Origin of the sequence: Ignatzschineria sp. F8392 (genome assembly GCF_002252045.1) — a bacterium.
Classification (GTDB): domain Bacteria; phylum Pseudomonadota; class Gammaproteobacteria; order Cardiobacteriales; family Wohlfahrtiimonadaceae; genus Ignatzschineria.
On record NZ_NEFF01000004.1, the window covers coordinates 23,317 to 45,710 of the forward strand.

Below are 22,394 nucleotides of genomic sequence, written 5' to 3' on the forward strand. Positions count from 1 at the left end.
ACTCTTTTAACTCTTTAACTATGTTAACTAACTTGTAGATGAGTTCTAGGCCCAACAATTAACGTGCGGTTAAGCCCTCATCTGCAATATGACATTTCTCACTCTCCACGCTTTCGATATTCGCAACATCTTTTGCCGGCATATTTTTTGCACTTATGGCGCTTACGGCAGTGGTACTCTCTGTTGTAACATCATGGAGAGCTACTTCAGCGCTCTTAGCACTCTTTTTTTTAGGAAAGCGTCTTTTCTGTTGAAAACGATTATGGAGATTGTTCGCTATAATCATACCACAGACGATCACAACGCCGAGCAATTCTACTACTTCGATGGTGTGTCCTTGGAACATCCGAATAATGATCGTTGTTACAGGTGCAAAGTTGATAAAGAGTACCGCATTGATCGGTGTTAAGATCTGCACCCCTTTATTCCAGCCAATGAGCGCAAAGAGCCCGGGGAGGAAGATCATAAAGAGAAGCTCATACTTAACAGAGTAGATCTCCGGCAATGTGGGCGGTGTGATTGTGCCAAAGATTGTGCCGATCATCACTACGATAAAGGTAGTTGCCATTCCATAGATAATTGAGAGTGTGGAGTAACGTAACACCGACCATTTTGGAAGGCGGGAGCCACCGATTGTGTAGAGCGCCCAGCCTAATGCCGCTAAGAAGAGCAAAAAGAGGGGGAGGAGACGATCACCACTAAAGAGTGTTGAGAAATCACCATTAGTGACAACTAGCGTGACGCCGAAGAAAGCGATAATGATCGTTCCAAGTGTGAAGTTGCTCGGTCTTGAGCGATAGTAAGCCCAGATCACAATGGCAGAGATGATCGGAACGGCAGCTTCCATAATTGAGGCGATAAGAACGCCGGGATCACCCAATTGATCTTGCCCGATAAACATCAAAAGATTGTAGACGGTAAAGCCCATCGATCCAAAAAACCAGATCATGAAGGTATGCCCTTCAGTTTTAAAGGCGGAAGCTCCCTCTTTATAGAGAAGGAGAAGCGATAAAATTAACGCCACTGGAAGATAGCGTAGGAGTGTGAAGTAGTAAGGATTCATCACCTTAAAGATCTCCGCGGCAACAGGGAACATTGCGCCCCAAGATGCACTTGCGATGATCAGTAAAATTACTCCATAAATTAGACTATGCCGACTTGCCATAATAATTCACCCCATCCTTGTCGATTATTCCACTATTTTTTCGTTGTTATCTGTTCATTGTTCTCTGTGCGTTGAGCATTGCCTCTGAAGCCTCTTCTGAAGCCCCTATTACCACAAGGCAGGCATCTCTTCGCAATGTGACTCAATTTAAACCTCTTTTCATATCTTGTAAAACGATTAATTATATTAGTTGCGATCATTTTTAGTGATGGATATAATATCTTCGCTATTGAACCAAAGAGGAGGCGGGTAGCTATGAATGGTCGTGATCTACGGATATTTACAAAAGTGGCGGAATTAGGCTCTATTAGTCATGCGGCAAAAGAGCTCAATTATGTACAATCAAATGTGAGTTCTCGGATTCAGAAGTTAGAGGAGGATCTCAATGTTACGCTCTTTTTTAGAAGTAAGCAGGGAATGCAATTGACGCCAGAAGGAAAGGTATTAATTGATATTGCTTATAAGATTATTGAACTTTCTGACAAGATGATGCAGCTTGCTCGTTCTGGTGGAAAACCTGTCGGGAAGTTAGAGATCGCTTCTGTTGAGACGGTGATTAAGTTGCCGCTTATTCTCTCTAAGTTTAATAAAAATTACCCAACGGTCGATCTTCGTTTAGCCACGGGAGTCACAACGGAGTTACGAGATAAAGTACTAAATTATAAGTTAGATGGGGCATTTGTTACTAAGAGTCGCTTTACAAGTCATCCGGAATTGCGTGAAATTGATGTTTTTGAAGAGAAGTTAGTATTGATTGCGGATCATCGAGCAGAGGATATTGAGACACTGCTCGAGATGCCGCTATTAAGTTTTAGTGATGGATGTGGGTATCGAGCAAAGTTTCAAGAGTGGTTAAAGACGATCCATTTTGAGCCAACAAAGAATATGGAGCTTGGTACATTAGAGACGACTCTGGGTAGTGTGATTTCTGGCTTAGGGATTGCTTATGTGCCTTATTCTGCGGTGCAACATTATGAGCAGCAAGGGCTTATTTTCTGTCATGAATTGCCGGCTCAATATAGTGAGATTACGACCACCTTTATCCATCGCGTAACAGAGGAGATTAGCCCAGTATTGCAAGCTTTTGTAGAGACAATTGAGTTAGCAAAAGATGATGCCATCTCTCCTTTTTTTCGTTTTAAGTGATGTAACGTATTCAAAAGATTCAAAGAATTTAAGCGGTTTAAGAGGATTAAGTGATTTTAAGTAGTTCGGAGTGCTTTGAATGACTTCTAACGGCTTTTGAGTAGAGAGGAGAAGCAATGGAAGCGATAGTGATCGTTTTAGTGATATTAGTAGCCTTTAGCGCATTACGTTTTGTCTTAGGATTTGTTGGAAAGATCGCTTCGGTCTTTATTAAATTAGTGATGCGTCTTGTGATGATTTTAATCTTTCTCGGAGTTATTCTCTGGGTCTTAGATTATTATCGAATCTGGAGTTTTAAAGAGGCGCGTCAGATGGTGGAGCAGCAGACTGATGGTTTCGAGCTTCCTAAACTGCCCGATTTTAAGGGAAAGAGTCATCAAGAGCACTATTAAGATGGAAGGACTAAAGTTCACGCGATTACTAGATACCTGGTTACACTTGGCTGAACGCATAAGATCATCGGCGGATAGGCGGGAGAGAATAATTTCATTCTTATCACAACTGCATGCCCGCGGGTAGTAGCTCATCGATCGCTCTTATCTCAAGTCTCAATCAATATACTTGGTGGAACGGGGTAGAAAAAGAAGCCATTTTGCCGGCGCGCGATCTTAAGAAGAGTGCAACAGCAAAATCCGGCAACTTATCAGCTCTTCTTAGTACTAAAAAGCCCTATAAAAAGAGAACTGAAAAGATGCCGATAATCTACTTTGATGATTCTATCGCTGCTCTATCTTCTATGGTAAGAAGCGCTATTGCGCGCGATAAACTTCTTCTCCCCCGACAAAGGTATTGAGCACTTGAGTTGTGCCGATCTCTTCAGGCGATTGATCAAATGGATTTCGATCGAGAATAATATAATCTGCAAATTTACCGGGCTCTAATGAACCGATATAACGATCAGCATCGAGCATATAGGCCGCTTCAATCGTGGCAGATCGTAAAACTTCGGTTAAAGTGAGATCTCTATCGGTGCTGAGTCTTGGGTTATCATCGCCATCACCGCGCCTTGTGACCGCAACTTTAAAAGCGAACCACTCATCGAGAGGATCGATCGGCCAATCACTACCGAAGGCAACTCGCACACCGGCATCATAGAATTTACCCGCCGTCTCTAAATATTGAAAGCGCTCATCCCCTAAGATCTCCATCATCTCGTCGGCAAAAACTTGTGGGTAGTCAGCCCATTGAAATGAGAGGCAAGGAATCGCTTCAAGTGCTCTAAAACGCTCATATTGATGGGGAGAAGTTAACTCATTATGGGCAAGACTTGGGCGAATATCCCCCTTCACTTGAGCACGCATCTTCTCAATGGCATTGAGCGTCGCTTCAATGGCGCCATCTCCCACAGTATGCATATGGGGATGAAATCCATGTTGGCTCACCTCTGTAATGAGAGCAGCTAATAATTGATCTGAATAGTAGAGATCCCCAGTCTGTTCTGATAAGCGATATTCTGGCGCACTCTTTGTCCCATAATTAATACGGTAAGGGGAGAGGAGTGCTGCCGTATGGATCGGTGCTTGCATAACGCCATCGACAAAAAATTTGGCATGTTGAATAAAAATTCCTGGTGACACTTCCCATGATGCATCACTATATTTTTTTGCAAATGTCGCCATCTCTTCTACCGCACGGGGAACATCGGCAACAGTTGGGGAATCATCGGGGGTAATCTCACGCGCGCCTAAGAGGCGAAGGGTTAATTTACCTGCCTCTTTAACTGCAGTAAAAGCATCAAATTGCAGAGGCAGTGCGCGGGCATCCATCACCGTTGTTACGCCTTGACGATTAAGGAGTTGCTGGACATTCTCCGCAACTTGGATAGCCGCGGTGGCATCGAGAGTTGGAATCGAATCATAAGCACGCATTGCCGGCGCATCTTCCATGATTCCATTAAGCGTCCCATCAGAATAGCGGCGAATCGTACCATCTTTGGGCGTCGGAGTAGATTCATCAATACCGAAGAGCTCTAATGCTCGGCTATTTGCAACTAAGGTATGGCAATCATTGGCAAAGAGAATAACGGGGCGTACGGTATCGAGCTGATCAAGATCACGGCGAGTAATATCATATCCTAATGGGAGAACGGCATGGCGAAGATAGGCCCGGACAGGGAGCCAATCCCGATCCCCTTTCTGTGTATCTCGGTCGAGATAATCTTGAATAAATTTTAGAGTCTCTTCTACCGAGAGTGATTGATAATCTAAATTACAGCCGGAGAGCTGTAGTCCACCCCAGAAAGGATGAAGGTGGGAGTCGATAATTCCCGGCATTAACATCTTGCCGGCAAGATCGATCTGCTCTGTTTCTGTACTGATATATGGTTTGAGCAAATCTAAAGTCCCTGTAGCAAGTACTTTGCCATCCTTGAAAGCGATTGCTTCGGTGATCTGATGTGCTGCATCTGCTGTAAAGATTGCGCCGTTGTAGTAGATTTTATCTGCGAATTGAGCCATATCGTCTCCCTATTGTTGATCTATTAGTTTTGATCTATTAATTTGACCTGTTGAGTTCTACTCTATTAGTTATGGGGTTATGCGTCATGATCATTAGTTTCATTATTATTGGTTGATGATGAATTGATTGATGATGACACTATTGTTTTGAGAAATTATTAATCCCTATTGGGAGATCAGCTCCTTGAGGAGAAGGATCAACTTTTCAGGATTCTCTTCGGGCAGAAGATGATCAGCATCGATCTCTCCTCCTTTAACAGTTTTAGATAGAGTTGTACTCTCTTCATTGAGTGCCGTAAAGGCAGCTTGAGAGCTCAGTTGAAAGATCGCACGTGAATTTTTCCCCCAAAGAATGGTGATGGGAACCCTCTCGTTGAGTGTTTGTAACATCTCTGCGCTAAAAGGAGGGGGATCTTTTTGGGTTAAGAGCTTATTGAGGGTATGTCGATTCTCCTCCTTAATCTCTTGAATATGCTTCGATTGTTCTTTGAGAGTGAAGGGCGCATTTTTACAGGCGGCTATAAAGTGATCGATTGCCTGCATCTCCTCATTTCGACGAAAAGCACGAATGATAGGGCTCATCATCTTAGCGATATCCCGGGTAAATTGTTGATGTTTCTCTTCAGAGATCCCATAACTAGGGATAATGAGTTCATAGAGAATTAGCTCTGAGAAGAGTGAGCGGTTTTGTGATCGATCTTTGTCCGCCGCTAAGAGCGCAACATGACAGGCATAAGACCATGCTATAACAATATATTTCCGCTGAGGTTTTCCCTCTTGCTTATTGAGCGCTTGGCAAAAGGCGACAACCTCTGCGGCATGGCGATCGGTATCAAATAGTATCTCCCCTTCAGCACTCCCCGGCTCGATCTTCCCAAAGCCTGAGAGGGTTAATGCATAACAATCATATTGTGGGAAGACAGAAAGGAAGGGAAGCCATGTGCGAGCATCTCCTAATATCCCATGAAGAAAGAGAAGTGCCGGCGTCTCATCGCTCTTGACTCCCTGTTGATGGCTTTGACATTGAAGATAGGAGAGGGATAGATGCTGATGATGTTGAGCATCTTGACTATCTTGACTATCTTGATTGCCTTGAGGATCGATCTCAATTGTTAAAGTCTTAGCATTAATCATTTCGTTTTCTCTTTGAGGTATGAATGTTTGAGATATTGAGGTTTCTGTTAACTTCTCGTCCATCTTCCTTCCACCTTATCCTGTTGTAGAGGGTGGGTTGTTGCTTATTATTTTTCATATAGATTCACTCAGATTTCATGGGGAGTGCTCACTACTACTCAACAAACTCTGAAAAATCTTCCCGATTGAGGAGGTCCACTAAGGCTGATGTCAGCTCTCTGAGCTCCTCTTTATTGGTAATAAAGGGGGGCATAATATAGACCAGGCGATTGAAGGGGCGAATCCAAACGCCGCGATCGACAAAATATTTCTGAATACGAGCTTGATTGACGGGACGTTTTAACTCGACAACGCCTATTGCGCCTAAAACACGGACATCTTCAATATGGGGATTCTCTCTCAATGGATTTAAGAGCTCCTCTTTGAGCTGCTTCTCAATACGGGAGACATTCTCTTGCCAATGACCTCCTTCTAGCAGTGAGAGGCTCGCATTCGCTGCGGCACAGGCTAAAGGATTTCCCATAAAGGTGGGGCCATGCATAAAACATTTAGCATCCCCTTGACTGATGGTTTCAGCAACATGGCGTGTAGTTAAGACGGCAGAGAGCGTTAAATAGCCACCTGTTAGCGCTTTTCCTAAACAGATAATATCAGGAACAACGCCGGCATGTTCTCCTGCAAGGAATCGTCCGGTACGTCCAAAGCCGGTTGCAATCTCATCAAAGATGAGCAAAACGCCACTCTCATCACAGAGCTCCCTAAGGACTTTAAGATAATTGGGATGGTAGAAGCGCATGCCCCCGGCACCTTGAACAATCGGTTCGGCAATCACGGCAAAGAGCTCATGATGATGTTTTGCAAAGAGCTCTCGCAAATTATCGGCTGCGGAATCATCCCAAGGCTCATCAAAACCGATGGTGAAGGTATCTGCAAAGAGGTGGTTTGGGAGATAATCACCATAGATAGAGTGCATCGAGTTTTGTGGATCACAAACAGACATCGCACCAAAGGTATCTCCATGGTAAGCATGAGAGAGTGAGAGAACGCGATGACGTGGTTTTTCAGCTCTTTCTTCACTCTTTGCGGCTAAGCTCTCTTTGGCTTGCCAATATTGAAAGGCCATCTTAAGCGCAACTTCAACAGCAACTGAGCCAGAATCTGCAAGGAAGACACACTCTAACGCTGATGGTGTCAACTCGATCAATTTTTTAACAAGGTCCACCGCAGGTTGATGGGTAATTCCCCCAAACATCACATGAGAGACCTTCTCCAGTTGTGCTTTAATGGCTTCATTCATCACAGGATGGTTGTAGCCATGAAGTACCGCCCACCAAGAAGACATCCCATCAATAAGCTCCCTTCCATCTTCTAGGCGTAATTTCACCCCTTCTGCCGAAGTAACCGGATAGCAAGGAAGTGGCTCACTCATTGAGGTATAAGGGTGCCAGATATGTTGGGTATCAAATGTTAAATCGATAGAATCAAAACACGTATCGTGACCTTGTAAGGATTTTTTCTCTTGTTTCATCTTCTTCTCTTTAGGTTGATGGTTTGTGCTGCGATAAATCATCCACTTATCATCCATCTGTTATCTATTTTATTATCCACTTACTTTCCATGATCAATCTCTGTAAAGAGTGGTGTATTGCTGATAGAGCGGAGAGCTAAATGAGATTTACAGCTCAAGTGATAGAGCTCTATGGTACTATAAATAAGATTTTTGATAACACTTTTAGGCTTCAATCTCACCTGAAGAGCATCGTAGGTTAATGAAGGGATCCCATAAGATCCCCTAAGGGTTCATTAGAGATTCATTAGAACTTATAAGGGGTATAAGAGGTTATAGGGGGAATAACTTATCAAGATGTTTTTCAAGATAATATTCAAGATAATATATTTTTAGGAATCGATAGGAATCGCCATTGATAAACCTTAGCAATGATTGCTAGAGCGTTTTCTCAATGGCTTTTATGGTTATGTGGAAAGAAAGAATTAGAAAAGCGCTCGAGCAACAACGACTCGATGATCGTTATCGGCAGAGAGTTGTCTGTCATGCACAGGGAAGTAGCATCAATATTGAAGTTAAAGAGGCAACATATCTCAACTTCTCTTCTAATGATTATCTCGGTTTAGCTCACCATCCTCAATTAGTTCTTGCCGCAGCTTATGGTGCAGAACATTATGGTGTGGGAAGTGGTGGTTCGCCCCATGTAACAGGATTTAGTCGCCCACTTGCACTATTGGAAGAGCGATTGGCAGATTGGTTGGGGTATGAAGCTGCGATTGTCTATCCTTCTGGATTTACAGCTAATCAAGCAGTGATCAAGGTGCTGATTGAGAAAGGGGATTTCATTATTGCTGATCGACTCTCTCATGCATCACTTATGGAGGCTGCTATCTTATCTCCCGGACGATTGCATCGCTTCAAGCATAATGATCTGCAATCATTAGAGAGTTATCTCGAACGTTATAATGTTTCTTCATTTGATCCTGCATCTGACGCTTCATCTCTTGATACTTCCTCTTTACCAACACCACTTAAAACGCCACTTAAACTAGTCGTTACAGAAGGGCTTTTTAGTATGGATGGTGATGGCGCTCCTCTTGGTGAGATAGCGAAGGTAGCGGCTAATTATGGAGCGCTTTTAATGGTGGATGATGCACATGGGATTGGCATTATCGGTGATGAAGGGAGAGGAAGTTGTGATCAAGCCGGCATTAAGCCAGATATTCTTATTGTCACTTTTGGAAAAGCATTTGGTTGCAGTGGTGCGGCGGTCCTTCTCTCTGATGAGCTTGCTGAGTACTTTACTCAATTCTCTCGTCCATTAATCTACAGTACGGCGATTCCACCTATGCAGGCAGAGATCTTAAATGAGGCGATCACCCTTATTCGCTCTGATGAAGGGGAGAAGCGTCGACAGAAGCTTGTGGCGAATATTGCTTATTTCCGCACTCGTATGGGAGGCATGCTTGCCACTTTACAAGAGAGATTTAGTCGTAATTTTACGCTATCTCCCGGAGTTAATGAGTTTAATGCGCTCCCTTTTCCTTACCTTATTCCCTCCGAGAGTGCTATTCAGCCATTAGTGATTGGGGAAGATTCAGTGGCATTGAAGTTATCAAGACTATTGAAGAATCATGGGATCTGGGTTTCGGCGATTCGGCCACCGACCGTTCCCCCTAAAAGTGCGCGTCTCCGTATTACTATTACCGCAGAACATCAACAATCGATGATCGATTATCTTATTGATCAATTAGAAGAGTCGCTCATTATCCTTTTAACTCAACAGAACGATGAAGCGGTGGGTGTGCTAGATGTGTAGTTTGATAGATCGTGTAGCAAAGCCTGAGGTGCAGAAAAAATTTGGCACCTATGCGGCACAATATGATTCTGTTGCCGTTGTTCAACGGGAAATTGCAGATCGCTTAATGACTCGATACCTATTGCCGGCACTTCTTCCTTTAAGTGATAAGAAAAGTGGTAAGAGCGGTAATAGGGAAGATAAGGTGAGGGAGTCTTCTCATCCCATCAAAATTTTGGATGCCGGTGCCGGAACAGGCTATCTCGGGCGCGCACTGAGGGCCGCATTGGTCACTGCTCCTATCGTAAATTCAAATAGTATCGCAAATAATATCGAGGGAGTTATAGATAAGGATCAATCACCTATTACCGATCCTTCTTCGGCAAAAGCGCTGTTGAATCATCAAATAGAATTGACCGCTTTCGATCTTGCGCCAGAGATGCTATCGATGACAAAGGCGCAAGGGGGCTATCAGGCATTTGTTGAAGGGGATATTGAGCAGATCGGGAAGACTTTTTCGGCTGCCTCTTTCGATTTTACAATGAGTAGCCTTGCGGTGCAGTGGTGCCATAGTCTTCGGCAGGCATTGATCGGATTACAAGGAGTGACTCAACAAAGACTCTTTGTGACAACATTGCTCGATGGCACATTACAAGAATTAGAGAATGCTTTTAAGGCCGTTGATGATCAACAACATATTCTCCCTTTTGTCTCTTTTGAAGAGGCGAACCATATCGTGACGCAATTGGGCGGAGAGTTGATTCATTATGAGAAGGTGATGTACTTTCCAACTTTAAAGGCGCTCTTTAAGAGTTTACGTTCAATAGGGGCATCGGCATTGCCGGCGCGTCGAAAGGGGTTGATGGGACGAAATGATTTTTTAAAGATCGATCAATATTTCCAGCAACTTGGCGCGTATCAATTAACTTATCATGTGGCTGAAATTATCTTGCCAGGCAGTAGTGATAGAGATTAGGCTGAGATTAGGAAAAGAAGTTAGGCGAAGAAATTTAAGTTGTAGCAGCGTTAATATCGATAATCACAATATGGAAGAGCAATATGGAAGAAGGGAGAGATAAAATGGCGCAAGAGAAACAAGTAGAGAATCATCAACAATGGTTTATCACCGGTACCGATACTGAGATTGGTAAGACCTATGTTTCAACGCTTTTGCTTAAAGCGCTTAATCGGCAGGGGGCAAAAGCGAATGGTTATAAACCTGTCGCATCTGGTGCCGCTGAAACGCCATTAGGTATTAAAAATCCGGATGCTTATTCATTACTGAGAGCCTCTTATTGTGATCTCGATTATGAATGGGTCAATCCTTACTTCTTTCCTGAAGAGGAAGCGCCCCATATTTTGGCCGATAAAAAGGGGCAAGTGATCGACTTTGAAGTGATGACTCGTGGTTTAGCGCTTCTTGCGAGTAAGGGGAAGATCACATTGGTGGAAGGGGCTGGAGGCTGGTATACACCTTTGAGCTTCAAGCGTAGCTATAGCGATTGGGTCATTGAGAATCGGCTCCCTGTCATTGTTGTTGTGGGTTTAAAGCTTGGTGTGATCAATCATGCGCGTCTAACCTTTGATGCCATTGAGGCTGCTGGTTTAGAGATTACCGGCTGGATTGCAAATCATCTCTCTGATTCTCCCTCATTATCGAACTATATTGCCGGCATTCAAGCATTTACCGATATTCCCATGATTGGGGAAATTCCCTATCAAGCCGCAGCAGATCCGGCATTGATGGAGAAAGTAGATCAATATTTCGATCTCGATCCATTACTGAAGGGAGTAGCGTGATAGGGCAATCAATAGAGCAATCAATAGAGTCGTGAACATATCTTTAAAAGATATTTAAAGAGGATTGATAGTGTTGATTTTATTGCTCTTTTTTTAAAAACTACTTGCATGCTTAATTGATTCCACATACTTTAGATAGTTCTCTGGATAACGCTTTCTTTCACTCGCCATAGGGCCGGGAGGCTCATCTCTGGATGAAAAAGGGCGTTTAATAAAGGAGACTGACAGCGTTGATGGAATTGATATTGATAGGGTTGATGGGGCTGATAGGCGCAGCGGTCGATCGCTACTCATCGATCGCTACTCATTAAAGGAAATGATATCGGTAGTTATGTGTGGAGGTTACGGAGTATTAATTATCAATTGTCAATCAGCGGTTATTAGGCACAATGAATAGAATAATAGAGTCCATTTGAGGATGAGAGTAGGGGAGATATTAAGAATGACAAAGCAAACAGAAAAAGAACAACAAGTATCCACATTAGGATTTACCAGTAAAATTCTCAATAGTGATAAAAATCATCCCGATATTCACCGATCAATGAATACCCCTATCTATCGAAGTGCTGCTTATGGATTTCCAAATGCTGAAGCGATTGCTGCTGCTTTCCAAAATCGAGAGCATACCCCTTCACATACCTATTCTCGCATCAGTAATCCTACGGTTGAAGCGTTAGAGAATAAGATTAAAGCGATCTCCGGGGCGAGAGATGTCATGATGCTCAGTAGTGGCATGGCGGCAATTTCTAATACTTTTATGGCACTCGCTTATGCCGGCAGTAATATTGTCACCTCTCCCCATCTCTTTGGGAATAGCTTCTCCTTTTTCCAATTTACTTTGGCGGAGTTTGGAGTTGAGGTTCGTTTTGTCAATACAGATTCTCCGGCCGAGATTGAAGCTGCGATCGATGAGAATACCGTAGCATTTTTTTGTGAGCTTGTGACCAATCCTCACCTTGAAATTGCCGATTTAACCAAGATAAAGCCTCTATTAATCCGTAAAAAGGTTCCCTTAATTGTCGATACGACTGTTGTTCCTTGGTGTGATTTTGATGCAAGAGCATGGGGGATTGATATTGAGGTTGTTTCAACGACAAAATATATCTCAGGAGGGGCAACTAGTGTTGGGGGCGCAATTCTCGATTATGGAATCTTTGATTGGTCCGCAAATAGAAGATTAGCCAAAGTGACAAATCCCGCGCCATTTAGCCCTTTTATGTTTAAAATTAAGCGAGAGATCGCTCGTAATTTTGGGGCATGTTTAGATGCAGATAGCGCTTATGCCCAAATTATGGGATTAGAGACGCTCAAATTACGTTATCAGGCGATGGGGGAGAGCGCTTATCAATTAGCACAGTTTTTAGAGCAGGAGGCGCAGGTTAAAGCGGTCAATTATCCTAAACTCCCATCATCTTCTTATAAAGCTTTGAGTGATCAATTCTTTAAAAAATATCCCGGTGCGATGTTAACCTTCAATCTTGCCTCAAAAGAGGCCTGTTTCCAGCTGATGGATGCCTTAAAAATAATCCGTAGAGCTACCAATCTTTTTGATAATCGCACATTGATTATCCATCCGGAATCGACCATTTACGGTACCTTTTCTCCGGAATTGAAAAAGTTGATGGGGATTGATGAGACGCTACTTCGTCTCTCTGTGGGGCTAGAAGAGTTAGAAGATCTTAAAGCAGATCTTCTTTCTGCGCTCGCAAAACTCTCTTTATAGGTCGGTTGCCTTATACCGATTACCTCATACCGATTATTTCATGTCGACTACTTCATGAGCTCATGACGAACCGCATAGACAGCCGCTTCAACGCGGCTCGATACGGAGAATTTCTTTAAGATATTTTGGACGTGAACCTTTACGGTACTCTCTGATATATGGAGCGCACGGGCAATCTCTTTATTGCTATCCCCTTTAACGAGGTAGGCTAAAATCTCCTCTTCACGGGGGGTTAGTGTCGCTAGGAGGGAGTGCTTATAGCTCTCTTCTTGTGGTGTTAAAATTTGAGTCACCAGATCGATAAAGGCTTGCCGATCGACACTTCTGCTTAAGGTGTAGTAACGCTCAATCGGTGCTAGTTGGTGGCGTATCTTTTCTGAAAGTATCTGCTCATGAGCTGCATCCGTGGTGCTATTTTTCTGTGGGTTTCCGATAGAGAATCTCTTTGTCACACCTTCCACCCAGAGAATAATGACCATATCAGGCGATTGAGCGGTGAGATTTTCAAATAACTGTCGCTCTTTTGCACTATTGAGATAGTGTGCATCGATTAAGAGCAGATCAATCTCAAACATGGTAGCAGGAAGAGAGGTTAAGGATTCAGCCACGACTACCGATGGGCTATTGATCTCTATCTCATTTCTTAAAAGAAAGTCGATTCGTTCACGAAAGAGACGATTAGGGTCGATTAGAACAATCTTGGGCTCTTGCATCACTACACTCTTTTTCATAATAAATTTGGGGTTCCTCTCTATCATTGATCGCTCTCCAATCTTCTTAGGTTATTTTCCTTAAATTATTTATTAGATCACTTATTAGGTTATCCATTAGATCATTTATGAGATTATTTATTAGTATCATCTCGTAACTTAACAATCTTGGAGTAGCGCCTCTCTCTTATGCTATCTCTTTTCTAAATCAATATTTCTTCAATTTTTTCCATAAGTTATGAGATATCGATCGATTCTGTCATAAAGCGGGATCATTATAACCGATTATTCCCAATCTATAACAGCCTTATTGGACCGTTATCTATCTATAGGGGATTAGGGAGAGAGATGATATTATAATGACTTGTATGATATCTCGTACTATATTTTGTACTATATCGAATTAGATTGAAAAGGAAGGTTTTATATGAGAGCAGTTTCTGCCCGTAATCAGCTTCGTGGTAAGGTGAGCGCTATTATCGAAGGAAGTGTTAATAATGAGGTGATTATCACTTTAGATAATGGTGATGAGATCGTTACTGTTATCACTAAACAGAGTTGTGAAACTTTGGGAATTGTCCCTGGTAAAGTGGTAATCTCCGTGATCAAAGCACCTTGGGTTGTTTTAGCACAAGCAGATGGCAATCTTCGTTTTTCTGCACGTAATCAGTTCTTAGGACGTGTTGAGAAGTGTGTGAAAGGCGCGGTTAATAGTACTGTCCACTTTGTCACAGAGAAGGGACTTGGTTTAACAGCAGTGATTACCAATGAGAGCTTTGATGAGATGGAGATTAAAGAGGGCGTAAAGGTTATCGGCCTTATTAAAGCATCTAGCATTATTGTTGCGACAGAGAAAGAGGCTTAAGTAATATAAAGCGAATATAAAGCGAATATAAAGCGAATATAAAACAGTAGGGATAGAGGGGAGAAAGATTCTAAAAAAGTAAAGAGATTGTGTATAATCTTTTATTGCTTCAATCTTTACATATTAATATTAGAGAGCATTAGCGGTTTAGGTGCTATTTTCGACACTAATGATCAGTAAGAGATAGCGTGTTACTACTATTTTATTCGATCAAATAATTGAATCGGATTGAATCGGATTGAATCGGATTGAATCGAATTGAATTATATTGAGTTAATAAGGAATCAGAGATGAAAAAGCTTTTATTAGGTGCTGCGGTTCTCTTTGTTTTAGCGGCATGTTCATCAAAAGGAATTACGCCTATGAGCCAATTAGATACAAAAATTGCAACAGTTCCAGAATTGCAACATCATGATTATCAATTAGTATCTGTGAATGGTAAAGCCTTCGAAGCAGGTAAAAATGAAGCGGCGCCAACAATTGCATTTAGCCAAGATATGCGTGTAACAGGAACAATGTGCAATAACTTCTTTGGTCAAGCAACGCTCTCTAATCGTGGTATTTTACGTGCTCAAGGTGTAGGGATGACCCGTATGCTCTGCACAGACCCTCTTCTTAATCAACTCGATGGCGACATTGCTCAGCTCTTAGAAAATGGTGCTGAAGCGGTTGTTTCTGCTGATGGTCAATTCTTAAGATTATCAAATACAACGACTCAATTAGAGTTTAAACTCGTTGATAAAGTTAAATAGTTATCGTTTCTAGTTTATGCTGGAAAAGTTAAGTTAATGGAGAGGTGATCTATAATAGATCACCTTTTTCATCAATGAAGGAGTAGATATGAAATCACATTGGAATGAGCGTTTCTCTCAAGAAGCTTATCTCTATGGAAAGGCACCGAATCAATTTATTCGTGAGATCAATCAGAAGATCAATCTTAAAGGGGATATTTTAGCGATCGCAGAGGGAGAGGGAAGAAATGCTCTCTATATCGCTAAAGAGGCTGTCGTCGCCGAAGAGCCGATCAAAATTGAAGTGTGGGATTATTCTGATGTGGCACTAGAGAAGATCAATCAACGCAAGGAGGATCTTCCTATTGAGACAAGAGAGGTGGATTTAACAGAAGTGATCTGGCCGGAAAATCGTTATGATGCGGCGATCTGTGTTTATGGACACTTTGCTAAAGAGATGCAAGAAAAGGTCTTCCAAGGCTTACGTCAAAGCGTTAAATCTGGTGGGTGGATTGTTGGGGAAGTCTATTCAGAAGAGCAGATTCCTTATCAATCTGGAGGCCCTCGAAATCAAGATTATCTCTACTCTCCCTCACTCTTTACAAAGCTCTTTGCAGAGGATTTTATTCGCCATTTCTATGTCGGAGAGGTTATGCGTGAAGAGGGAGCATTACATCGAGGCATCTGCCACGTGATCCAATTTGCGATTCAGTTGCGCAAAGCGTAATAAAAAAAGAGGAGCAAATTTAATATTGCTCCTCTCTCTATTTCTCCTCTTTATTTAATAACTATCGATAGCAGAGAATTAATCACTGCTCTCTTATGTTTTCTAAAGAAGGAAGAAGTAAGCATAGATTGTTAAGATCCCCACACAGCAGAGGTTGAGGATACCGCCGGCGAACATCATATCGCGCTGTCTTAAGTGACCGGTACCAAAAACAATGGCATTTGGTGGTGTTGCTATTGGCAACATAAAGGCACATGAAGCACCTAAGCCGATCATCAATACTAATACCTCTTCAGGCATTCCCATCTCTGCAGCTACTGCGGCAAATACCGGTACTAAAAGTGCAGCTGATGCGGTATTACTGGTGAATTCAGTAAGGATAATAATAAAGATCACAACAATAAAGATGACCACTAAAGGATGTGAGCGGCCAAAGAGATCAGCAACTGTATTGCCTAAGATCTCTGAAGCGCCTGAGCTTCCTAATACAGCACTTAAGGTTAATCCCCCGCCAAAGAGGAAGAGAACTCCCCAATCTGTATTTTCAGAAACCTCTTGCCACGAAGCTAAGCCTAAAACTACTACTGCAATAGCACAGGTGATTGCAACATATGTATCAGGAGAGCTGATCCCGAGATGCTTTTGAATGTAAGAGCCGCTAATCCATGCAATTGCTGTGACGATAAAGAGTACTGTGGCAACAATACGGGGAAGGGTCCAAGGAATAACCTCATTTGTGACATTGATTCGCATATTGAGCTTTGGCTTAAAGATAATGTAGAGCACAATAAACATCACTGGCATCAAGACAACCATCATAGGAATTCCTACTAGGAACCAATCATCAAAACTATAGTTGAGTGCTTTTGCTGCGATCGCATTAGGAGGCGATCCCACCAATGTTCCAAGTCCGCCGATATTTGCGGAGTAGGCAATTCCGAGCAAGATAAAGATAAAAGTCCCGCGCTCTTTAGAGAAATCGAGATTACTCATAATCCCAAGTGCAAGTGGAAGCATCATTGCCGCCGTTGCCGTATTACTAATCCACATCGATAAGCCGGCAGTGACAAAGAAGAGAGAGAAGACGGTGACTCCAAGATGTCCTTTTGAGAGACGAATCATAAAGAGGGCGATCTTTCTATCAATTTTTTGCATATGAAGTGCAGTTGCTAGGGCGAATCCTCCAAAGAAGAGGAAGATGATAGGATCTGCAAAACTCGTTAATGAGCTTTTTAAAGTGATCGACTCCGGCACCCCTAATAGAACTGCAGAAAGTGGCACTAGTAGTGCTGTGATCGTGGTATGAACAATCTCTGTTAGCCAGAGAGCACCGATAAAAAAGAGAATCACAAGCCCTTTATTGGCTTGCTCTGTAAAGGGAAGAAAGCGATAGATGACAGCACAAATAGCTACTATAATCGCGATCCCCACGACAGATTTAATCACCTTTGCTAGATTGAAACGAGATTGCTCCTCAGCTAGCAAGTCTGGGTTTTGTGCGGAACTTGCCACAGTATACTCCTTTAATATTAATAAATAATAGGTATAAAAATAGTCACACCTTACTGATCATTCTATTGAAATAGATATTGTTATTGCTTTAAGCATCGATCTTTATAGTGGATCGTGATCACGATTGCAAACATCTATCTAATAATTTGCCAGAAACTTGCGAAGTATCTATGAGATATTGTGCAATTTTAGCGTGGCTTTATTAGTTTTATGGCAGAGAGATCACCTCCTTTATGCTCCTTTATGATAAGGTGCGAAGCTTATCTTTCGCCTCAATATCTCTGCTATGTTTGACATTAGTAATAGGTAAAAGAATTATCGCGAATTATCATATATATATCTGTAATAAATTGTTATAATCTACGAATATTTTTATATATCTTTCATATTCGATTTATACGTGACTTATACGTCATTTATATGTAGTTTATATATGATTTGTATGTGATCTATATGCACGTGATATGCATTTTATCTACATTTTTATAACAGCTGTACTCTTAGGGAGTTTTACAAAATGGAAAGAGCAATTAAGAATTGGTGGATGTGGGTCTTGATGGGGATTCTCTACATCATTATGAGTGGTTATCTATTTATCAGCCCCTTAACAAGTTTTATTGTCTTGTCACAGTTTATGGTAGCGTTCTTCTTTGTCACCGGGATCTTTGAAGTGATCTATTCACTGACCAATAGACATGTTGAAGGTTGGGTCTTTAACTTGATTATGGGGATCTTACAGGTCTTTATCGGAGCCTATCTCATTAAACATGCTAATGAAGGCCTACCAGAGATGATGATGATCTTCCTCTTTATGTTCTGGTTAATCTTTTACGGTATCTCTGCAATTACCTTCTCATTTAGTCTTAAGAAAATGGGGGTAGCAAGCTGGTGGTTAACATTAGTTATTGGTATTTTAGGGCTTCTTTTAGGGCTCTCAATGTCTTACTCTCCACTCAATAGCATCGAGATTATTACAACTTTGATTGGCGCATATGCCTTAGTTGCCGGGATCTATAGTCTCTACTTCGGTTTTGCGATTCGTCGTCATAGAGCGTAGTTTATAGAGAGGTCTATCTAATAGTGATCTCACAGTGATATTGATTGATATTGAGTGATATTAAGAGATAGTTATCAAGATGGTTATTTAGATAGATGTTTAGATAGATATTAAAAAAATCACCAAGAAGAGCCTCTAATCTATAAGAGGCTCTTTTTTTTTAGCAAAAGAAAGGGTATAGTACCTGAAGAAGTTTTAAATTTATCTTTGGGGCAGGGTGAGAGAATTTCTCGATTCCCGACCGGCGGTGATAGTCCGCGAGCGTAAGCTGATATTGGTGCAATTCCAAAACCGACAGTATAGTCTGGATGGTAAAAGATAAATGATTTGTTAAAGTAACATTTTATATTGAGTTGTATCTTGGTTGAGATTATTTTAATCGGTTATTTCAGTGTTCATCTTAATGCTCATCTTGTATGCCCATCTTTCATGATGAGAGATAGCAGAAAGAGTTGAAATAAGCGTATGATCTTCTCCATGCTCTTAGAGAGTATTATGTAATAGAGAGCAATAGAGAACTTGATCTTTCTGATACTATCGTAAGATCCTCTAGGAGATAATCAGCTCTCACAGCTGATAAGATCAATCATCTTAAGCCGTTTTAGCTAAGAGATATCTTCTCAACGACCATAACTTGTTGTTATCGATATCGTCTATTAGAGATTATGCGATAACTATAGATATAGATATAAGAGACTTTAACAGACATCTATCCCGAATCGTTAAAAGCCCCAAGCAGAATTGCAAGGGGCTTTTTTAATGCAGAAATCAGAGCAGAGATCAGATCAGACATTGGTCGAAAGAGATCAGGCGCAATATCAGGCTTCAGGCGAAGCGTTAGAGCAAGAGTTTGAGCAGAATGTCGATCAGAGTTTAAGTCAAAAAGAGGTTGATCGTACCTATCTTTTAGAAGCGGTTAAGCTTGCAAAGCGTGGTTATGGTGCAGTCTCACCTAACCCCTATGTCGGGGCATTACTGGTCAAAGAGGGCGAGATCATCGGCCGGGGTTATCATCAATACGCCGGAGGCGCTCACGCAGAAGTGAATGCTGTGCAAGATGCGCTTGATCATGGCTATCAACTCGCGGGAGCAACACTCTATGTCACACTAGAGCCTTGCTGCTTTAGAGGGAAGACGGGCGCTTGTACCGATCTCATTTTAAAGAGTGGAATTCGACGCGTTGTCACGGCGATGGAAGATCCTAATCCCGCTGTTGCCGGTAAAGGGCATCGAATTTTACAGGATGCCGGCATTGAGGTCGTTACCAATCTTCTTGCTGATCAGGGAGAGAGACTTATTGAAATTTTTAGCCACAATCAGCGTTATAAAAAGAGTTTTGTTACTTTAAAGGCTGCTTTAAGCCTCGATGGTAAATTGGCAACCAAGCGACGCGACTCACAATGGATTACCGGTGAGGCCGCTCGTAAACGAGCGCATTATTATCGAGGATTGCACGATCTTATATTGATTGGGAAGGGAACACTTCTAGCCGATAATCCATCACTGACGGTACGTTATGGTTATGAGACTAAAGCGCCGACACGTCTATTGATGCTCAACAATTTTGTGGGCATTACCGAAGAGATCATCACTCAATATCACTTCTTTAATATCAATTTAGCCCCTTCGCTGATTCTCTATGATGCTGGGAATCCTCCTAGCCACTCATTAGAAGCGCTATTAAAAGCAAAAGGGGTTGAAGTAGTGCCACTTGCCGAGATCACCCCTCAATCCGTTTTAGAATATATCTTTAATGCCGGTTTTATGAGTCTCTTTATTGAAGGTGGCGCCGGCATTTATGATGCCTTTATCAGCGCCGATTGTGTTGATCAATATCTTCTCTTCTATGGACCTAAATTGATTGGAAGTTCAGAGGCATTAGAGCTGTGGCAATCGAGCAGTATCGAGCAATTAAGCGATGCACCACTTGTAACAATTGAATCAGTTGAACTACTTGAAGAATCATTTTTAACCGTCGCAAGAAGGAGACGTTAGATGTTTACAGGAATTATTGAAGAGCGTGGAAAAATTATCGCAATGAATCATCATCACAATATCTCTAGACTCACCTTCAGTGCAAAAGTGGTTTTAGGGGATGTTAAATTGGGCGATAGCATCGCCGTAAATGGCGTCTGTCTAACGGTGACAGAGTTTGGGGATGATTATTTCAAAGCAGACTTGATGCCGGAGACACTCAAGCGGACAGGATTTGATCAATATCAGGAGGGAACCCTTGTCAATTTAGAGCGCGCCCTTCGAATGGGCGATCGCTTAGGTGGGCACATGGTGAGTGGCCATATCGATGGTGAGGCAAAGCTCTTAAGAGTGGATGATCTTGGTGATATTCGTGAGCTCACTTTTGAATTGAAGGATTCCCATGAAGGACTGATTATCCCTAAAGGCTCTATTGCAATCGATGGGATCAGTTTAACGATTATCTCTGTGACAGATCGCTCCTTTAAAGTAGGAATTATCCCTCATACATTTGAGAATACCAATTTAGAGAAGTTGAAGATTGGGGGCAGAGTCAATATTGAGTTCGATATGATCGGCAAATATATCAAAGCACAACAGCAAGAGCGAAAGAGTCTGCAGTATGAGCAACTCTCCAATTGGGGTTATTAAGAATTTTTAGTGCATAACATTTTCATTTTATAGATCGCTTATTAGATCTTTCTAGATCTTTATAGAAATTAGGTAGGAAAAGAGATGGCAACAATATTTCAAGAAGTCGGTTCTGTCGCAAAAGTGAGAGAAGCAATTGAATTTATGAAGAAAGGGGGGATGATCATTGTCACCGATGATGCCTCTCGAGAAAATGAGGGAGATCTGATTATGCCGGCAGAGACTGTAACTCCCGAAGATACCAATTTTATGATTCGCCATGCCGGAGGATTGATCTGTGCGCCAATCTCACAAGCATATGCAGATCGATTAGCATTAGCACCGATGGTGGTTGATAACCGAGACCCCTATAAAACCGCATTTACCGTTTCAATCGATTTGGCAACAACTCATACCGGGATCTCGGCATTTGAGAGAACAGAGACACTCAACGCGTTAGCAGATGAGAGTAAAACCGGCGCTGACTTTAATCGCCCCGGCCATATCTTCCCACTGATTGCTAAAGAGGGTGGCGTTTTAGAGCGTCGCGGCCATACAGAAGCTGCTGTTGATATTGTGACTTTAGCCGGTTTTAAACCCGCCGCTGTTATTTGTGAAATTTTAAAAGAGGATGGTGAGATGGCTCGCGAGAGTGATCTTATTCCATATGCTAAAGAGCATGGCTTACCGATTATCTCGATTCAAGATATCGTGAATTATCGCTTGATGCTAGAAGATGAATCTCTTCTGATGCCATTGAGTGAAGCGACATTACCCACGGAGTATGGCACATTTAAGATCTACTCCTTTCCTAATAAAAATGGGGGAGAGCCTCATATGGCGCTCTGTTCAGCTCTTCAAGAACATCAAACAGAGAAGGCTCACCAGGAAGCGACGGTACGAATCCATTCTGAATGTTTAACGGGAGATGTTTTTTCATCACTCAAATGTGATTGCCATGCGCAATTAGCTTTTGGATTAGAAGAGACAGCAAAAGCGGAGAATGGCATTCTTCTCTATCTGCGACAAGAGGGAAGAGGAATCGGTATTGTGGAGAAGCTGAAAGCCTATAAATTGCAAGAAGAGGGGTATGACACCATTGCCGCAAATCAGCTCTTAGGTCATGGTGCTGATGAACGGACCTATGATGAGGCGGCGGCGATTTTAAAATTTTTTGGTGTTAAAAAGGTCAATCTTCTCACTAATAACCCCGATAAAATTGCTGCGCTTAAAACTGCAGGAATAGAGGTTAAAGAAGGGGGGACACCTCGATTTGAGACGGCAGAAAATAGCGATTATTTAGATGTTAAGCGAGATCATATGGGACATAAAGGACTTACTCGTTAATTAATATAATAAAATATAATAAGTTTATCTCTTGAGTATATTACCCTGAATAAAGAGTATCGTGCTTTAGCGGGATTAGAGAGCTAAATATTAATAACTATCGATAACAACT

General features: G+C 42.0%; 19 protein-coding genes and 1 riboswitch. Of the genes, 13 read left to right on the forward strand and 6 right to left on the reverse strand.

The genetic code is table 11. The features are described 5' to 3' along the window. Positions 1–58: 58 nt before the first annotated feature. Positions 59–1,165: a DMT family transporter gene (locus tag B9T19_RS07390; protein ID WP_094567992.1), complete on the reverse strand. Its 1,107-nt coding sequence runs from the start codon at positions 1,163–1,165 to the stop codon at positions 59–61. 255 nt (positions 1,166–1,420) lie between these two features. Here B9T19_RS07390 and B9T19_RS07395 point away from each other — a divergent pair, with 255 nt between their 5' ends. Both B9T19_RS07395 and B9T19_RS07400 read left to right on the forward strand, forming a co-directional pair. Further along, positions 1,421–2,311: a LysR family transcriptional regulator gene (locus tag B9T19_RS07395; RefSeq protein ID WP_094567993.1), complete on the forward strand. Its 891-nt coding sequence runs from the start codon at positions 1,421–1,423 to the stop codon at positions 2,309–2,311. Between the two features lie 116 nt (positions 2,312–2,427). Continuing rightward, entirely contained in the window at positions 2,428–2,703 is a 276-nt protein-coding gene (locus B9T19_RS07400) for a hypothetical protein (RefSeq protein ID WP_094567994.1), read from the forward strand. A gap of 357 nt (positions 2,704–3,060) precedes the next feature. Here the strand turns inward: B9T19_RS07400 and B9T19_RS07410 are convergent, their stop codons facing one another. The 3 genes from B9T19_RS07410 to bioA form a co-directional block, all read right to left on the reverse strand. Next, a complete protein-coding gene (locus tag B9T19_RS07410) occupies positions 3,061–4,767 on the reverse strand; it encodes an amidohydrolase (RefSeq protein ID WP_094567996.1) in 1,707 nt (568 codons plus the stop codon). A 165-nt stretch (positions 4,768–4,932) separates the two neighbouring features. Continuing rightward, on the reverse strand, positions 4,933–5,901 hold the full coding sequence (locus B9T19_RS07415; protein WP_158214382.1) for an alpha/beta fold hydrolase: 969 nt from the start codon (positions 5,899–5,901) through the stop codon (positions 4,933–4,935). 154 nt (positions 5,902–6,055) lie between these two features. Next, positions 6,056–7,429: an adenosylmethionine--8-amino-7-oxononanoate transaminase gene (bioA, locus tag B9T19_RS07420; RefSeq protein WP_094568134.1), complete on the reverse strand. Its 1,374-nt coding sequence runs from the start codon at positions 7,427–7,429 to the stop codon at positions 6,056–6,058. A gap of 448 nt (positions 7,430–7,877) precedes the next feature. Here bioA and B9T19_RS07425 point away from each other — a divergent pair, with 448 nt between their 5' ends. From B9T19_RS07425 to B9T19_RS07440, 4 genes are all read left to right on the forward strand, one after another. Then, positions 7,878–9,227 carry an 8-amino-7-oxononanoate synthase gene (locus B9T19_RS07425; RefSeq protein WP_304441096.1) on the forward strand — a complete coding sequence of 450 codons (1,350 nt, stop codon included), beginning with the start codon at positions 7,878–7,880 and terminating at the stop codon, positions 9,225–9,227. Beyond that, complete coding sequence (locus tag B9T19_RS07430; RefSeq protein WP_094567998.1) at positions 9,220–10,182, forward strand: methyltransferase domain-containing protein; 963 nt, start codon at positions 9,220–9,222, stop codon at positions 10,180–10,182. Before B9T19_RS07425 ends, B9T19_RS07430 begins: the two co-directional genes overlap by 8 nt. A 104-nt stretch (positions 10,183–10,286) precedes the next feature. Beyond that, complete coding sequence (bioD, locus tag B9T19_RS07435; protein WP_094568136.1) at positions 10,287–11,006, forward strand: dethiobiotin synthase; 720 nt, start codon at positions 10,287–10,289, stop codon at positions 11,004–11,006. A 442-nt stretch (positions 11,007–11,448) separates the two neighbouring features. Then, entirely contained in the window at positions 11,449–12,729 is a 1,281-nt protein-coding gene (locus tag B9T19_RS07440) for a PLP-dependent transferase (protein ID WP_094567999.1), read from the forward strand. A gap of 47 nt (positions 12,730–12,776) precedes the next feature. On the opposite strand, the gene B9T19_RS10935 is transcribed toward B9T19_RS07440, so the two are convergent. Beyond that, a complete protein-coding gene (locus B9T19_RS10935) occupies positions 12,777–13,460 on the reverse strand; it encodes a response regulator transcription factor (RefSeq protein ID WP_369828081.1) in 684 nt (227 codons plus the stop codon). A gap of 406 nt (positions 13,461–13,866) precedes the next feature. Here B9T19_RS10935 and B9T19_RS07450 point away from each other — a divergent pair, with 406 nt between their 5' ends. The 3 genes from B9T19_RS07450 to B9T19_RS07460 all read left to right on the forward strand — a co-directional run bounded on the left by B9T19_RS07450 (position 13,867) and on the right by B9T19_RS07460 (position 15,762). After that, positions 13,867–14,304: a molybdopterin-binding protein gene (locus tag B9T19_RS07450; protein WP_094568000.1), complete on the forward strand. Its 438-nt coding sequence runs from the start codon at positions 13,867–13,869 to the stop codon at positions 14,302–14,304. 290 nt (positions 14,305–14,594) lie between these two features. Then, on the forward strand, positions 14,595–15,056 hold the full coding sequence (locus B9T19_RS07455; protein ID WP_094568001.1) for an META domain-containing protein: 462 nt from the start codon (positions 14,595–14,597) through the stop codon (positions 15,054–15,056). 88 nt (positions 15,057–15,144) lie between these two features. Next, entirely contained in the window at positions 15,145–15,762 is a 618-nt protein-coding gene (locus B9T19_RS07460) for a bifunctional 2-polyprenyl-6-hydroxyphenol methylase/3-demethylubiquinol 3-O-methyltransferase UbiG (RefSeq protein ID WP_094568002.1), read from the forward strand. Between the two features lie 102 nt (positions 15,763–15,864). Here B9T19_RS07460 and B9T19_RS07465 read toward each other — a convergent pair whose 3' ends face one another. Beyond that, positions 15,865–17,208: a DASS family sodium-coupled anion symporter gene (locus B9T19_RS07465; RefSeq protein ID WP_233146826.1), complete on the reverse strand. Its 1,344-nt coding sequence runs from the start codon at positions 17,206–17,208 to the stop codon at positions 15,865–15,867. Between the two features lie 583 nt (positions 17,209–17,791). Here B9T19_RS07465 and B9T19_RS07470 point away from each other — a divergent pair. The 4 genes from B9T19_RS07470 to ribB all read left to right on the forward strand — a co-directional run bounded on the left by B9T19_RS07470 (position 17,792) and on the right by ribB (position 22,282). Then, positions 17,792–18,331 (forward strand): HdeD family acid-resistance protein, encoded by a 540-nt coding sequence (locus B9T19_RS07470; RefSeq protein ID WP_094568003.1) that lies wholly within the window; start codon positions 17,792–17,794, stop codon positions 18,329–18,331. Positions 18,332–18,530: 199 nt separating this feature from the next. After that, positions 18,531–18,655, forward strand: a riboswitch (FMN riboswitch). A 435-nt stretch (positions 18,656–19,090) separates the two neighbouring features. Then, entirely contained in the window at positions 19,091–20,326 is a 1,236-nt protein-coding gene (gene ribD, locus B9T19_RS07475) for a bifunctional diaminohydroxyphosphoribosylaminopyrimidine deaminase/5-amino-6-(5-phosphoribosylamino)uracil reductase RibD (protein ID WP_094568004.1), read from the forward strand. Next, the gene (locus B9T19_RS07480; protein WP_094568005.1) at positions 20,327–20,956 is read left to right on the forward strand and encodes a riboflavin synthase; all 630 of its coding nucleotides are present in this window, start codon (positions 20,327–20,329) and stop codon (positions 20,954–20,956) included. Between the two features lie 84 nt (positions 20,957–21,040). Beyond that, a complete protein-coding gene (gene ribB / locus B9T19_RS07485) occupies positions 21,041–22,282 on the forward strand; it encodes a 3,4-dihydroxy-2-butanone-4-phosphate synthase (protein WP_094568006.1) in 1,242 nt (413 codons plus the stop codon). Positions 22,283–22,394: the final 112 nt, after the last annotated feature.

What these genes read in the sequence shown, in the direction of transcription:
- B9T19_RS07390 (WP_094567992.1), bottom strand. Translation starts at nt 1,165, where the DNA reads ATGGCAAGTCGGCATAGTCTAATTTATGGAGTAATTTTACTGATCATC.
- B9T19_RS07395 (WP_094567993.1), top strand. Translation starts at nt 1,421, where the DNA reads ATGAATGGTCGTGATCTACGGATATTTACAAAAGTGGCGGAATTAGGC.
- B9T19_RS07400 (WP_094567994.1), top strand. Translation starts at nt 2,428, where the DNA reads ATGGAAGCGATAGTGATCGTTTTAGTGATATTAGTAGCCTTTAGCGCA.
- B9T19_RS07410 (WP_094567996.1), bottom strand. Translation starts at nt 4,767, where the DNA reads ATGGCTCAATTCGCAGATAAAATCTACTACAACGGCGCAATCTTTACA.
- B9T19_RS07415 (WP_158214382.1), bottom strand. Translation starts at nt 5,901, where the DNA reads ATGATTAATGCTAAGACTTTAACAATTGAGATCGATCCTCAAGGCAAT.
- bioA (WP_094568134.1), bottom strand. Translation starts at nt 7,429, where the DNA reads ATGAAACAAGAGAAAAAATCCTTACAAGGTCACGATACGTGTTTTGAT.
- B9T19_RS07425 (WP_304441096.1), top strand. Translation starts at nt 7,878, where the DNA reads ATGTGGAAAGAAAGAATTAGAAAAGCGCTCGAGCAACAACGACTCGAT.
- B9T19_RS07430 (WP_094567998.1), top strand. Translation starts at nt 9,220, where the DNA reads ATGTGTAGTTTGATAGATCGTGTAGCAAAGCCTGAGGTGCAGAAAAAA.
- bioD (WP_094568136.1), top strand. Translation starts at nt 10,287, where the DNA reads ATGGCGCAAGAGAAACAAGTAGAGAATCATCAACAATGGTTTATCACC.
- B9T19_RS07440 (WP_094567999.1), top strand. Translation starts at nt 11,449, where the DNA reads ATGACAAAGCAAACAGAAAAAGAACAACAAGTATCCACATTAGGATTT.
- B9T19_RS10935 (WP_369828081.1), bottom strand. Translation starts at nt 13,460, where the DNA reads ATGAAAAAGAGTGTAGTGATGCAAGAGCCCAAGATTGTTCTAATCGAC.
- B9T19_RS07450 (WP_094568000.1), top strand. Translation starts at nt 13,867, where the DNA reads ATGAGAGCAGTTTCTGCCCGTAATCAGCTTCGTGGTAAGGTGAGCGCT.
- B9T19_RS07455 (WP_094568001.1), top strand. Translation starts at nt 14,595, where the DNA reads ATGAAAAAGCTTTTATTAGGTGCTGCGGTTCTCTTTGTTTTAGCGGCA.
- B9T19_RS07460 (WP_094568002.1), top strand. Translation starts at nt 15,145, where the DNA reads ATGAAATCACATTGGAATGAGCGTTTCTCTCAAGAAGCTTATCTCTAT.
- B9T19_RS07470 (WP_094568003.1), top strand. Translation starts at nt 17,792, where the DNA reads ATGGAAAGAGCAATTAAGAATTGGTGGATGTGGGTCTTGATGGGGATT.
- ribD (WP_094568004.1), top strand. Translation starts at nt 19,091, where the DNA reads ATGCAGAAATCAGAGCAGAGATCAGATCAGACATTGGTCGAAAGAGAT.
- B9T19_RS07480 (WP_094568005.1), top strand. Translation starts at nt 20,327, where the DNA reads ATGTTTACAGGAATTATTGAAGAGCGTGGAAAAATTATCGCAATGAAT.
- ribB (WP_094568006.1), top strand. Translation starts at nt 21,041, where the DNA reads ATGGCAACAATATTTCAAGAAGTCGGTTCTGTCGCAAAAGTGAGAGAA.